This is a genomic window from Actinoplanes sp. NPDC026670 (assembly GCF_040638175.1).
Lineage (GTDB): Bacteria > Actinomycetota > Actinomycetes > Mycobacteriales > Micromonosporaceae > Actinoplanes.
Genome location: NZ_JBEZXU010000049.1, coordinates 49478 through 63552 on the forward strand (window position 1 = coordinate 49478; position 14075 = coordinate 63552).

Below are 14075 nucleotides of genomic sequence, written 5' to 3' on the forward strand. Positions count from 1 at the left end.
GGCCAGCCGGCCGCGATCTTGCGACCTAGCGCCTGTTCGTAAGGGGGCTGGAGCCAGGCGAGGTCCAGGTGTCGTCTGGGTGTGCGGCGCGGGCGCCCGGATACCCGGGTTGTATCCGGGTGTTCGCGACGTGCGGCCAGACGGCGGCTGGGCCACGCCTGGCTCCAGCCCCCCTTACGAAACAGGCGCCAGTGGCTGCCTGCCAGGCGAAACCTCACAAGGTCGCCGGCCCGATGCGTCCGGGCTAGGCGCCAGGAGACCGGGTCAGAGGGTGGCCAGGTCGGTGAAGTAGGCCGGGTAGGTCTTCGAGACGCAGGACGGGTCGGTGATCTCGATGCCTGGGGCTCGTAGGCCGATCAGGGAGAGGCTCATCGCCATGCGGTGGTCTTCGTAGGTGGCGAAACGGGTCGGCCGCGGGGCTCCCGGGTGGATGGTGAAGCCGTCGGTGTCTTCGACGGCGTTGATTCCGGCTCGGCGGAGCTCGGTGACGACGGCGCCGATCCGGTCGGTCTCCTTGCCGCGGATGAAGCCGATGCCACGGACCCGGGTCGGGGAGTCGGCGAAGACCGCGACGGCGGCCAGAGTCTGCGCCGTGTCCGAGATGTCGGCCATGTCCACGTCGACGCCGTGCAGGCGGCCGGTGGCACGGACGGTCAGCGAATCCGCGGTCCGGCTCACCGAAAGCCCCATCCGCTCCAGGACGTCGGCGAACCGTACATCCCCTTGAAGGCTCTCCGCGCCCAGACCGGAGACGGTGACCTGACCGCCTGTGATGGCCGCCGCACCGAAAAAGTATGACGCCGCGCTGGCATCCGGCTCGATCGCGTAGCGGGCGGGCCGATAGGCGCCGGCCGGGACGGCCAGACCGTCGACGGTGACGCCGAACGCCGCCATCACCGCCTTGGTCATCTCCACGTAGGGCACCGAGACCAGCGGCGACGTGAGCGAGACGGTCAGCCCGCGGTCCATCAGCGGGCCGGCCATCAGCAGCCCGGACAGGAACTGGCTGGAGATGTGACCGCTCACCTCGACCGGCCCGCCGTGCGCGGGACCGGTGACGGCGGCCGGCAGGCACCCGGGCGCGCCCAGCTCCTCGACCCCGGCGCCGATGAGCCGCAGCGCGTCGAGGACCGGCCCGAACGGCCGGGCCCGGAGCTGCTCGGTGCCGTCGACCACGGTACGGCCGCGCAGGAGCGCCGCCGCGGGCAGGACGAAACGGGACGTGGTGCCGGACTGGCGGGCGTCGATCGTGCCGGCGCCGCCCGTGCCGGCCGGGTCGATGCCGGTGACGGTGACCGTGCAGGCCGGCTCGTCGGTGACGACGGTGGCGCCGAGCGCGGCGACGGCGCTCATCATGGCGCGGGTGTCGTCGGCGAAGAGCACCCCGGTGAGCGTGGACGTGCCGGGGGCGAGGGCGGCACAGAGCAGCGCCCGGTTGGTGATGCTCTTGGAGCCGGGCGGCCGGACGGTCGCGTCGACGGGCGTGGTCAGCGGTTCGACGGACAGCACGTCAGCAGGCATGCGCCCATCCAAACAGACGGACGGCCCGCCCCGGAACCGGAGGCGGGCCGTACCAAGCAGTGGTCAGACGACGACGCTGACCAGGCGGCCCTTCACCACGATGACCTTCTTCGGGTCCTTGCCGGCCAGGACCTCGGCGACGGCGGCCAGCGCGGCTGCCCGTACCTCGTCCTCGGTCGTCTCCGGGGAGACCTCGACCCGGCCGCGGACCTTGCCGTTGACCTGGACCGGGTAGGTGATCGCGTCGGCGACCAGCTGGGCCGGGTCGGCGACCGGGAAGGCGGTGTACGCCAGCGAGCCCTCGTGGCCCAGCTTGCCCCACAGTTCCTCGGCCAGGTGCGGCGCGAACGGCGAGATCATCAGCACCAGCGGCTCGACCGCCTCACGCGACACCGTCTCCTGCGGGGTCAGCGCGTTGGTCAGCTCGATCAGCTTGGCGATGGCCGTGTTGAACCGCAGTTCCTCCATGTCCTCGCGGACGCCGGCGATGATCCGGTGCAGGACCTTGCGGGTCTTCGGGTCCAGTGGCTCGTCGGTGACCCGGGTCGCGCCGGTCTCCTCGTCGACGACCAGGCGCCAGGCACGCTGCAGGAACCGCTGCGAGCCGACGACCGCCCGGGTCTCCCAGGGGCGGGAGACGTCCAGCGGGCCCATCGCCATCTCGTACACCCGGAACGTGTCGGCGCCGTACTGCTCGCACATCTCGTCGGGGGTGACGACGTTCTTGAGCGACTTGCCCATCTTGCCGTATTCGCGGTTCACGACGGAGTCGCCGTGGTACCACCTGCCGTCGCGCTCGACGACCTCCTCGGCGGGCACGATGACACCGCGCTCGTCGCGGAACGCGTACGCCTGGATGTAGCCCTGATTGAACAGCTTCTTGAACGGCTCGAACGACGAGACGTGGCCCAGGTCGAACAGCACCTTGTGCCAGAACCGCGAGTACAGCAGGTGCAGCACGGCATGCTCGACACCGCCGACGTACAGGTCGACGCCGCCGCAGTCGCCGTCCGCGCGCGGGCCCATCCAGTAGCTCTCGTTCGCCGGGTCGACCAGCTTGCTCTCGTTGTGCGGGTCCAGGTAGCGCAGCTCGTACCAGCAGGAGCCGGCCCACTGCGGCATGGTGTTGGTCTCGCGGGTGTACATCTTCGGACCGTCGCCCAGATCCAGCTCGACCTGCACCCACTCCTTGATCCGGGACAGCGGCGTCTCCGGCTCGGTGTCGGCGTCCTCCGGGTCGAAGGTGCGCGGCGAGAAGTCGTCGGTGTCCGGCAGCACGACCGGCAGCATCGAGTCGGGCAGCGCGATCGGCAGGCCGGTCTCGTCGTAGACGATCGGGAACGGCTCACCCCAGTACCGCTGGCGGCTGAACAGCCAGTCCCGCAGCCGGTAGGTGGTCGCGCCCTTGCCCTTGCCCTCGGCCTCCAGCCAGTCGATCATCGCGGCCTTGGCCTCGGCCACGCCCTTGCCGTCCAGCCATGCGCTGTTGATCGCGGGTCCGTCGCCGGTGAAAGCCCCTTCAAAACCCTCGGGCGCTTCCACGGTACGGATGATCGGCAGCTCGAAGACCTCGGCGAACGCCCAGTCGCGCTCGTCCTGGCCGGGCACCGCCATGATCGCGCCGGTGCCATACCCGGCCAGCACGTAGTCGGCGATGAAGACCGGGATCTCGGCGCCGTTGACCGGGTTGACCGCGAACGCACCGGTGAAGACGCCGGTCTTGACCTTGCCGTCGGCGGTCCGCTCCTCCTCGGTCTTCTCGGCGGCCTCGCGCCGGTACTTCTCCACGGCCGCGGCGGGGGTGTCGGCTCCGCCGGTCCAGACCGCGTGCGTGCCCTGCGGCCACGCGGCCGGCACGATCGAGTCGACCAGCTCGTGCTCCGGCGCCAGCACCATGTAGGTGGCGCCGAACAGCGTGTCGGGGCGGGTCGTGAAGACCTTGATCACGCCGGTGGAGGAGGCGACCGGGAAGTCGACGTGGGCGCCGCGCGAACGGCCGATCCAGTTGCGCTGCATCAGCTTGACCGGCTCCGGCCAGTCCAGCGTGTCCAGGTCCTCGATCAGCCGGTCACCGTAGGTGGTGATCCGCATCATCCACTGCTTCAGGCTGCGCTTGAAGACCGGGAAGTTGCCCCGCTCGGAGCGGCCGTCCGGGGTGACCTCCTCGTTCGACAGCACGGTGCCCAGGCCGGGACACCAGTTGACCGGGGCCTCGCTCATGTAGGCCAGCCGGTGGTCGTCGATCAGCTGCCGCTTCTCGACGGCGGACAGACCGGCCCATTCCGGACCGCGCGCGCCTGACTCGTACGACTCGATCAGCTCTTGAATGGGTCTTGCCTTGCCGGCCGAGGGGTCGAACCAGGAGTTGAAGACCTGCAGGAAGATCCACTGGGTCCAGCGGTAGTAGTCCGGGTCGGTCGTCGAGAACGAACGCCTGTCGTCGTAGGCCAGGCCCAGCCGGCGCAGCTGCTGCCGGTACCGCTCGACGTTCGCCGCCGTGGTGACCGCCGGGTGGGTGCCGGTCTGCACCGCGTACTGCTCGGCGGGCAGGCCGAACGCGTCGAAGCCCATCGGGTGCAGCACGTTGAAGCCGGCCTGCCGCTGGTAGCGGGTGTAGCAGTCGGTGCCGATGTAGCCCAGCGGGTGCCCGACGTGCAGGCCGGCGCCGGACGGGTACGGGAACATGTCCTGCACGTGCAGTTTGGGCGCGCCGGCCCGGGGGTGGTCCGGATCGGCCAGCTCGCCGGCCGGGTTGGGCGCGTGGAACGTCCCGTTCGCGTCCCAGAAGGCCTGCCAGCGCAGCTCGATCTCACCGGCCAGCGCGGCGGTGTACCGGAAGGGTGGGGTCTCGGTCTCGCTCATCGTCACCATCTCGTCTCGTCTTCACTGATCTGGGAGCTCCGCAGGGCACAAAAAAGCCCCTCGCGCAGGAGGGGTTGCCGTGCCTGGTCCGCTATCGGTCAGCGGATCAGCACGGCCGGCTAAGGAGCAGAACGAACCGAGCCATGCGAGGGATGATACCCCCCGGTCGTCACGGACGGCGACCGGTATGGCGGGCGCGTGACATACTCCCGGCTGTCCACAGGCGACCGGCCTGGGATGGCGGATGCCCGTGTTCGCCCGAATCCCCCTCGATCAGGCCTTTCGGCGTTGCGCGCGGACGGGGCTAACCTGTGGGGACGGGCAACGAGCGCCGGAGGCCCACGGCCGCTGGGCGCCCGCGACCTTACGGTGCCCTTGACGGTGGGTGATCTCCGCCCTACGGGGGTAGACACGTTTTGGAGGAGGCCCGTGACAACGCCGACCTGGGGCGAGCCGGCAGGCCCGCTGACGAGCGCTGAGTTCCGCGCCGCGGCCCAAGCCATCATGGCCAACATCGAACAGGTCATCGAGGGCAAGAGCGCCACGGTGCGGCTGGCTCTCGCGGTCCTGATCGCCGAGGGCCACCTGCTGATCGAGGATGTGCCAGGCGTCGGTAAGACGAAGCTGGCCAAGGCGCTCGCCCGCTCGATCGACTGCTCGGTTCGGCGCATCCAGTTCACGCCCGACCTGCTGCCCAGCGACGTGACCGGCGTCAGCGTCTACAACCAGGAGACGCGCGACTTCGAGTTCAAGCCGGGCGCGGTCTTCGCCAACCTGGTGGTCGGCGACGAGATCAACCGGGCCTCGCCGAAGACGCAGTCCGCCCTCCTGGAGTGCATGGAGGAGCGGCAGGTCACCGTCGACGGCACGACCTACGAGCTACAGGCGCCGTTCATGGTGGTCGCGACGCAGAACCCGATCGAGATGGAGGGCACCTACCCCCTCCCCGAGGCGCAGCGCGACCGGTTCACCGCCCGGATCGCGATGGGCTACCCGGACCCGCGGGCCGAGCTGGCCATGCTGACCACCCACGGCGACCACGACCCGCTCAACGACCTGCGCGCCGTGGCCGACGCGGCCCTGGTCCGCCGGCTGATCGAGACCGCGCGCGCGGTGCACGCCGCCGACGCCGTCCAGCAGTATGCGATCGCCCTGGTCACCGCGACCCGGGAGGCCCCGGAGATCCGGCTCGGCGCGTCACCCCGGTCGACGCTCCAGCTGATCCGCACGGCCAAGGCGGTGGCCGCTCTGGAGGGCCGCGACTACGTGCTCCCCGACGACCTGCAGGCGCTGGCCGTGCCGGTGCTCGCGCACCGGATCATCCCGACCGCGGACGCGCAGCTCAACCGGCGGACCACGGACGCGATCGTCGCCGAGATCGTGCACCGGCTCCCGCTGCCGCACGCGCGGAACCCCTACGACACCCGGGACGGCCGCGCCTCCTACGAGTCCCGGGGGCGGTGAGGATGCGGGAGGCGCTGCGGGGACTCACCACGCGCGGCCGCTCGTTCCTGGCCGCGGCGGTCGCCGCCGCGGTCTCCGCGCTCATCCTCGGCGAGAGCGACCTGCTCCGGGTGGCCGTGCTGCTGGGCGTGCTGCCGCTGCTGGCCGCCTGGTACGTCGGCCGCAGCCGGTACAAGCTGGCCTGCACCCGCTCGCTGGAGCCGGCCCGGACCCCGGTCGGCTCCAGCGCGCGGGTCATCCTGCGCCTGCAGAACCTGTCCCGGCTGCCCACCGGCACCATGCTGCTGGAGGACCGGCTGCCGTACGCGCTGGGCAGCCGCCCCCGGGTGGTGCTGGAACGCCTCGGCGCGCACCAGGCCAGCTCGGTGGCGTACACGGTGCGGGCCGACGTGCGCGGCCGCTACCCGATCGGCCCGCTGATGGTCCGGCTCACCGACCCGTTCGGGCTGTGCGAGCTGACCAGGTCGTTCCCCAGCGTCGACCGGCTGACCGTGATCCCGCAGGTGCACTCGCTCCCCCGGGTGCGGCTGGCCGGGGAGTATGCCGGGACCGGCGAGAGCCGCGCCCGCTCGGTGGCGGTGCACGGCGAGGACGACGCGGCCACCCGCGAGTACCGGCGCGGCGACGACCTGCGCCGGGTGCACTGGCGTTCCACCGCCCGTACCGGTGAGCTGATGGTCCGCCGTGAGGAGCAGCCCTGGGAGAGCCGGGCCACCGTGGTGCTGGACACCCGGGCCTTCGCCCACCGCGGCGAGGGACCGACCGCGAGCTTCGAGTGGGCCGTCTCGGCGGCCGCCAGCATCGCCGTCCACCTGCGCGAGGGCGGCTACAAGGTGCGCATGGTGACCGGTTCGGGCACCGACATCGACGCGACCGAGGGCGGCGGCGAGGGCCTGATCCTGGACACCCTGGCCGACGTGAAATCCGACCAGAACAGCGACGTGTCGGTGCTGATCGAGAACGTCCGGCGGCGCAACGACGGCGGGCTGGTGATCGGCCTGTTCGGCGCGCTGACGGTGGCCGAGGCGGAGCTGCTCAGCGGCCTGCGCGGCAACGGCGCGACCTGCATCGGGTTCGCGATCGACACCTCCACCTGGGTGCCGTCGGGGGTGGCCGAGGCGGAGCGTGAGCACGCGGCCGCGTCGCTGGCCCTGGTGCGGGCCGGCTGGCGGTCGGTGCCGGTGACGCACGGCGACACGCTGGCCGCGCTCTGGCCGACGGTGGCCCGCGGCTCACAGGGCTTCGCCTACCGCGCCGCGATGGCGGAGACGACCGTCAGCGGGGTGACCCGATGACCGGCCGTCGTCGTCTCGGCCTGGTGGCCGCGGGAGCCACGCTCCTCGCCGCCGCCCCGCTCACCGCGATCTTCGAGTCGTGGACCTGGATCGCGCAGTGTGTGCTCGCGGTGGCGCTGATCGAGGGCGCCGCGGTGGCCACCCGGACGTTCCGGTTCCCCACCTGGGCGCAGGCGGCCAGCATGACGCTGGCCCTGCTCCTGGCGCTGACCTGGATCTTCCCGAGCGGGAAAGAGATCATCATCCCGCAGCCGGACACGTTCGCCCACTTCGCCGACCTGATCCGTCAGGCCGGCGAGGACACCCGGGCCTACGGTGTGCCGGTTCCCGACCGGGACGGTCTGCTGTTCGTCGCGGTCCTCGGCGTCGGCTCGGTGGTCATCGTGGTCGACCTGCTCACCGCGGTCTTCCGACGGCCGGCCCTGGCCGGGCTGCCGATGCTGGCCATCTACTCGATCCCGGTCGCCGTCTACACCGACAGCGTCCCGGCGATCCCGTTCGTCATCGGCGCGGCCGGCTTCATGTGGCTGCTCGTCGCCGACAACGTCGACCGGGTGCGCCGCTTCGGCCGCCGTTTCACCGGCGACGGGCGTGACGTCGACGTCTGGGAGCCGTCCCCGCTGGCCGCGGCCGGCCGGCGGATCGGCATCGCGGGCATGCTGGTGGCCGTGGTGCTGCCGCTGGCCGTGCCGACCGTCGAGGGCGGCCTGCTCACCCAGCTCACCCAGAGCGGCGCCGGGTCCGGGCCGGGCACCGGCAACGGCAACGGCGGGCGGATCAACCTGTTCGCCTCGCTCAGCGGCCAGCTCAACCACACCACGACGATCCCGCTGCTCAAGGTCACCACCGATGAGCCGGAGCCGTTCTACCTGCGGTTCGCCATCGCGGACGTGCTCACCGACAACGGTTTCGGCAACGAGTCGCCACGGGGCGGCGGGCTGGGACTGGGCCTGCCCGATCCGCGGCGGCAGGTGGGCACCCGGCTGAGCACCTACACCGAGCACCGGGCCCGGGTGGAGGTCACCAACGACCTCCAGCAGAACATGGCGCCGCTGTACACGTACCCGACCACGGTGACCAACCTCAAGGGCTCGTGGGCGTACGACCCGAACCAGCAGGTGCTCTACTCGGGCCGGACCACCACCCGTGGCCAGCAGTACGACGTCACCTACCTGCGGGCCCGGTACACCACCGAGGAACTGCGGCGGGCCCCGTCGCTGGCGCCTGACGACCCGCTGATGGCGTACACGGCCACACCCGGCGACGCCACCGTCGAGACCGAGGTGGCCCGGCTGACCAACGGCAAGACCACCGACTACGACAAGGTCCGGGCGATCTACAACTGGTTCTCCAAGGAGAACAACTTCCGGTACAGCCTGGCCACCCAGACCACCGGCAAGGCGTCGGAGATCGCCGACTTCCTGACCAGCCGGACCGGATACTGCCAGCAGTACGCGGCGGCGATGGCCTGGATGGTCCGTGCGGCGGGCATCCCGGCGCGGGTGGCGTTCGGTTTCACCCGCGGCACCGCGGTGGGCGACGGCGTCTACGAGATCACCAACCGCAACGCGCACGCCTGGACCGAGGTCTACTTCCAGGGCTACGGCTGGGTGCCGTTCGACGCCACCCCCGCCGCCGGCGTGACGGGTTCGGCCCGTTCCAACTCGACCTGGGCGCCGGACGTCGACCGGCCCACCCCGACCGCGTCCACCTCGACCGGCCCCGGCTCCGTCGTTCCGGACTCGTCGGGTGACCCGGGCGCCGCCAACGGTCCCGACAAGTCGGGCATCGGCGAGGATCCGGCCGGAACGACCGGCGACGCAGCCGAGACGACCGACTGGACCGGCCTGTGGATCGCCGCCGGCATCGCCCTGTTGATCGCGCTTCTGCTGGTCCCGGCCCTGCGCCGGGTTCTGGTACGCCGCCGCCGGCACGCCGCCACGGCTCCGGCCGCACCCGTGGTCCTGTCCGCGGACGGCATCACCGACCTGACCGTCACCGCCGAGACCGGCCAGGCCCGCGAGGACGCGCACGCCGCGTGGGACGAGCTGATCGACTCAATGGTCGACTTCCAGGTGCGGGTCGACCCGACGGAGACGCCACGGGTCACCGCCCAGCGCCTGGTCCGGGACCTGTCCCTGACCGGCGATCCGGCCGACGCGGCGACCCTGCTGGGCACCGCCGAGGAACGTGCCCGTTACGCTCGGCAACCTCTCCAGGGCGCCGAGTTGACGTCGGCCCTCCGCCGGATCCGCTCCGGCATGTCCGGCGCGGCCTCCCGCAAGGTCCGGCTCCGCGCCACGCTGCTGCCGCCGTCGGTGCTGCTCAGCTGGCGTCGAGACCTGGCCGAATGGTCCACCCGGACCGCGGAACGCCTGTCCGGCCTCCGCGAGTCACTGGCCCGCTTCAACCCCCGCCGCCTACTGACAAGAACCCGCTGACCGTCACGGTCCGTGAAAAGCGATGGGCGCCGTCTGCCGTGACGGCGCCCATCGCTTTTCTGGTACGAGCCACCCCTGCCCGCCGAACGTCGACCGCCCCGGGCTACGACGCGACCCTCACCCGGCTCCCGGCCGAAACGCGACCGCCGGGCTGAATCCGGTGGTCAAGGCGCTCCACGAACCCACCCACCCAAGCACTTACCGTCACACCATCACCGTCACACCATCCCGCCGCCCTACACCCCCGCGCACGATCCCGGCCGCCCCACACACCGCCCCGCGGCCCCGCGCACCATCCCGCCACCCCGCGCGCCACCCCGCCGCCCCGCGCACGATCCCGCCGCCCCGCGCACCACCCCGCCGCCCCGCGCACCACCCCGCCGCCCCGCGCACGATCCCGCGGCCCGCGTCTCTGGATCTTGAACGCCTCTGGATCTTGCACGAATGTGCACCCTTGGGCCGATCTTGCAGCCTTTTCCACACCCCCACGGGAAGAACTCTGCAAGATCTCCAGCGCGCATTGGACCTTGCATGACAATCCATGCCCAGACGTGAAAAACCGTGCAAGATCGCTGCCGGCGTGGGAATCGTGCAAGATCTACGAGGTTCGCCCGGAGCCGGGAAGAAGGTTCGCAGATAGTCACCAGTGCGGGGTCCACCAGCCTTCACCAGACCACGGGTCCCGGGTCCCGGGTCCCGGGTCACCGATCTTGGCCGATTCGCCACCGTTCTCGGTGGTCAATCGCTCAAGAACGGCGAAGTGGCAACCCAGCGAAGGTTGGTGGAGCCCCCACTAGAGGTTCGCCTTTTGCGGAGACGCGGCACGCCACAGGGCGGCACAACCGCACAGCGAGGGCTGGCCGACGCGCGGGCACGAGCGGCGCGGACGGCGGGCGGCGTGGACGGCGGACGGCGCGGACGGCGGACGGCGCGGACGGCGGACGGCGCGGACGGCGGACGGCGCGGACACGAACGACGCGGACCACGAGTGGCGCGGAAGGCGAGCGACGCGGACACGAGCAGCGCGGAAGGCGAGCAGCGCGGAAGGCGAGCAGCGCGGAAGGCGAGCGGCGCGGCCAGAGCATGGGCGGCGCGGGCACGGACGGCTCGGAAGGTGCGGCCGCACAGGGCGGGCGGCACGGCCAGGGCAAAGGCGACGCGGGAGGGCTGGTTTAGGGCGTGCGGGAGCACGACGACGGCGGCCGGGAGCGGCCGCCGTTCGTCGGGAGCCGGCGTCAGGGCCGGCTCGGCTGGGTCAGCGATGCCCCTCCGGGCGCTGGCGCCAGCGGTCCTCGAGGCGTTCGATGAAGCCGCCGCTCTTGCGGCTCTGGCGGGTGCGTCGTGATGCGGTGCCGCCGACCGACTTCAGGTCGGGTGTCTGGATGCGACGGCGTGACTGCATGGCGAAGGCCGCCGATCCGAGCATCACGACGAATCCGGCGACGCCGAGCGGCGTGTTCTGGCTGACGGCTCCGTAGACGAGCAGCGCCAGACCAATGGCGATCACGAACGCGGCAACCAGGAGCCGGCGCCGTGCGTGGAAACGCGGGTCGCTGGCCCGCACAGCCGAGGCGAACTTGGGGTCCTCGGCAAGCGACCGCTCGATCTGATCGAACAGCCGCTGCTCGTGCTCCGAGAGCGGCACGGCATTCCTCCCCGGGCGCATGTCCGGCCCCGTGGTGGGGTCGGGGTGGTGCAGGTGTGGTGATGCGGGGCAGCCGTCGGCTGCCTTATCACGCAAGTCTACGAGCGGCTTGGCGGGTCGGAAAGCGGGACGACCGCCGAGTGCGGGTGATTTTCCATGTCCGGAAGATCGGTTCGTCCCAAAAGACCGATCACCCGGCCACACAACGCGTCCGTCACCGCAGCATGTGGCCCTGATCACGCGCCGTGAGCTGCCTCAACACATGATCTGCATAGTCGCCACCGGAAGGCGGACAAATCGACTGACGCAAATAGATCTTATCGGACGATCAGCAGTGGCACGGTCATCTCGGCCGCCGTGACCGACCCGTGGTACGCCACCAGCCGGCCGGCCATCGGCGGTTCCCAGCCGGAGGCCACCACCACGGCCCGGTTCTGCATGAGCGCCACGACGTCACCGATCCGGGCCGAGTGAGCCGGAGCCATCGGGCCGTACCAGCCCTCGGCGATCACTTCGTCGCGGCACATCACCCGGGCGTCCGCGCCGAGCACCGCCCGCCAGGTGGCCAGCACGTCGTCGAGCGCGCCGTCGACGACGTGCAGGTAGCGGGCCCGGGGCTCGCCGGTGACCCCGGCCAGCCCGTCGGCGAGCGGGCCGGCAGCCAGGTCGTAGCGGTCGGCGGGCACGTTGAGCTGACCGTGGTCGGCGGTCACCAGCAGCGCGGCGCCGGGCGGCAGCTCGTGCACGAGCCGGTCCAGGATCGCGTCGACCCCGCGGGCCGCCTCCTGCCAGGCCGGGGAGGCGACGCCGTGCTCGTGGCCGGCCCGGTCGAGCTCGGGGTGGTAGCCGTAGACGAGGCCCGGACCGGAGCGCAGCGCCGCCAGCATGCCCTCGGCGACGGCCGGGCCGTCGTCGGCCACGTGATAGCGGGCACCCCGGTTGGCGGCCACGCTGAGCCCGGTGCCACGGTAGAGCGAGCGGCTGACCAGGGTGACCACGACCCCGGCGGCCGCGGCGGTCTCGAACACGGTCGGGACGGGCTGCCATTGGTACGGATCGGGGTCGTCGCCCCAGTGGATGTGGTTGAGCACCCGTCCGTCCGGCTGCCGGACGGTGAACCCGAGAACCCCGTGCACCCCGGGCGGAACCCCGGTCCCGACGGTGACCAGGCTGACCGGGGTGGTGGACGGGAAGCCGGTCGTCAACGTCCGGCCAAAAGTGCCAGAAATGCCAGAAATGTCGGAAATAGCGGCCAGGGTAGGCGCGAACGGCGCAGCCGTCGGCAGTTGGTACGCCCCGAGGCCGTCCACGAGCAGCACCCCGACCCGGTCCACACCGGCCAGCCGCTCACCGAGACCGAGCACGTCCACCGCCCCCGGAACCCCCAGGACAGCGCACACGCTCGGCATCAGATCGGCCAGGCTCCCGGCCCGATAGGCCGGCGAAAGCGAACGAAACGCCTCCGCCTGCAGCCCATCACCGGGAACCGGCGGCAACTCCCGTCCACCTCCGACAGGCACCCGAGCAGAGGCCGATCCAGCAGGCGCGCCAGAAGAGGGCACGACGGAAGAAGCGACGCCGGAAGACGGCACGGCCGAAGAAGCGACGTCGGAAGACGGCACGGCCGAAGGGGGAACGGCGGACGAACCCGGAGAGGGCGCGCCCGGGCCGCTGGTCACGACAACCCGGTGACAGCCGGGCGGCGCGCGAACAGGTGCAACTGGGACGCGACGTCGCGGAACGGCGCGCGGTTGCTCAGGGCCAGTTCGAGTTCGAGCACGGCCTGCGGGTCCTCCTCGAGAACCGCCGCGGGCAGAAGATCGGCCACCACCCGTACACCCTGGGTGTCCTCGACCTCGAGCCCCGCGGCGGTGAGCAGATCGGTGGCGCCCGCCGCGTCGTAGCGGCGAAGCAGCGTGTCGCGCGGCCCAGCGCGGCCCGCCGGGTCGGTGACCAGCGCGGACGCCGCTTTGAGGTGGCCGTTGACGGCCCGGCCGAGGATCGCCGCGGCCCGGCCCGCGACGAGAACGCTGACCGCGCCGCCGGGACGGAGCGCGGTGGCGATGGCGGCGACGACACCTGTCGGATCGTCGACCACCTCGAGAACCGAGTGGCAGAGGATGAGGTCGGCGCTGCCCGGATCGACGAGGGTGGCGAGCGCGTCACCGTCGCCCTGCACGGCCCGGACCCGGTCGGCGACACGCGCGTCGTCGGCCCGGCGGGTGAGGGCGGCGAGCGCGTCGGGGCTGGCGTCGATCACGGTGACGTTGTGGCCGGCCTCGGCGAGCGGCACGGCGAAACCGCCGGTCCCGCCGCCGACGTCGAGCACCGTCAGCTCGCGCCCGGCCTGCCGGTCGAGCTCACGACGGAGCACGGCCCAGACGGCGGCGGTGCGGGCCGTGACGTGCGGGCGGCCGGTTCGCGCTGAAGTTTCCACGCGAGCAGCCTATCGGCGGCGTCCACCTAAAACGCGAAGAGGACACCGGTGGCGCGGGTCATCTCGCAGCTGTTGCCGAAGGTCTGCCGCCACTTCACGGTCTTGCCTCGCCAGGTGCCTTTCACACTGGCCGTGACCGGTTGGTAGAGCATGATGCAGAGCGAGTCGCCGCCTTTGAGGTTGGCCGGGTCGCCGCCGGCCCCGCGCAGGGTGGCGCACGCCTCGGCGGCCTTCGGGTGGGCGCCGCCGGTCGGCGCGCAGGTGAGCTGCACCGACTTGGCCTGGTAGGTGAGCGTGAGTTTCGACGGACCGGCGGCCGCCGCTGGCCCGGTCGGTCCGGCGAGCACGGCGAACGCCGTGGCGAGACCGATCATCGTACGGATCATGATGCACCCCCGGATGACTTTCGC

At 71.7% G+C, this 14075-nt stretch carries 9 protein-coding genes; 3 read left to right on the forward strand and 6 right to left on the reverse strand.

Features of this window, described 5'->3' with window-relative positions; all coding sequences use genetic code 11:
* Positions 1–264: 264 nt before the first annotated feature.
* Both aroA and leuS read right to left on the reverse strand, forming a co-directional pair.
* Complete coding sequence (gene aroA, locus AB0E94_RS36310) at positions 265–1521, reverse strand: 3-phosphoshikimate 1-carboxyvinyltransferase (RefSeq protein ID WP_360335890.1); 1257 nt, start codon at positions 1519–1521, stop codon at positions 265–267.
* Between the two features lie 63 nt (positions 1522–1584).
* The gene (gene leuS / locus AB0E94_RS36315; RefSeq protein ID WP_360335892.1) at positions 1585–4383 is read right to left on the reverse strand and encodes a leucine--tRNA ligase; all 2799 of its coding nucleotides are present in this window, start codon (positions 4381–4383) and stop codon (positions 1585–1587) included.
* Positions 4384–4887: 504 nt separating this feature from the next.
* Here leuS and AB0E94_RS36320 point away from each other — a divergent pair.
* Genes AB0E94_RS36320 through AB0E94_RS36330 form a run of 3 tightly spaced genes read left to right on the forward strand, consistent with a single transcriptional unit; the run spans position 4888 to position 9583 of the window.
* Complete coding sequence (locus AB0E94_RS36320; protein WP_360335937.1) at positions 4888–5847, forward strand: MoxR family ATPase; 960 nt, start codon at positions 4888–4890, stop codon at positions 5845–5847.
* A 2-nt stretch (positions 5848–5849) separates the two neighbouring features.
* Positions 5850–7142 (forward strand): DUF58 domain-containing protein, encoded by a 1293-nt coding sequence (locus AB0E94_RS36325; protein WP_360335939.1) that lies wholly within the window; start codon positions 5850–5852, stop codon positions 7140–7142.
* The gene (locus AB0E94_RS36330) at positions 7139–9583 is read left to right on the forward strand and encodes a DUF3488 and transglutaminase-like domain-containing protein (RefSeq protein WP_360335894.1); all 2445 of its coding nucleotides are present in this window, start codon (positions 7139–7141) and stop codon (positions 9581–9583) included. Before AB0E94_RS36325 ends, AB0E94_RS36330 begins: the two co-directional genes overlap by 4 nt.
* A gap of 1255 nt (positions 9584–10838) precedes the next feature.
* On the opposite strand, the gene AB0E94_RS36335 is transcribed toward AB0E94_RS36330, so the two are convergent.
* From AB0E94_RS36335 to AB0E94_RS36350, 4 genes are all read right to left on the reverse strand, one after another.
* Entirely contained in the window at positions 10839–11228 is a 390-nt protein-coding gene (locus AB0E94_RS36335) for a DUF3040 domain-containing protein (protein ID WP_360335896.1), read from the reverse strand.
* A 317-nt stretch (positions 11229–11545) separates the two neighbouring features.
* Positions 11546–12748, reverse strand: a complete 1203-nt coding sequence (locus AB0E94_RS36340; protein ID WP_360335898.1) for a nucleotide pyrophosphatase/phosphodiesterase family protein — start codon at positions 12746–12748, stop codon at positions 11546–11548.
* A gap of 155 nt (positions 12749–12903) precedes the next feature.
* Complete coding sequence (locus AB0E94_RS36345) at positions 12904–13665, reverse strand: methyltransferase domain-containing protein (RefSeq protein WP_360335901.1); 762 nt, start codon at positions 13663–13665, stop codon at positions 12904–12906.
* A gap of 26 nt (positions 13666–13691) precedes the next feature.
* Positions 13692–14051, reverse strand: a complete 360-nt coding sequence (locus tag AB0E94_RS36350; protein ID WP_360335903.1) for an SSI family serine proteinase inhibitor — start codon at positions 14049–14051, stop codon at positions 13692–13694.
* Positions 14052–14075 lie beyond the last annotated feature (24 nt).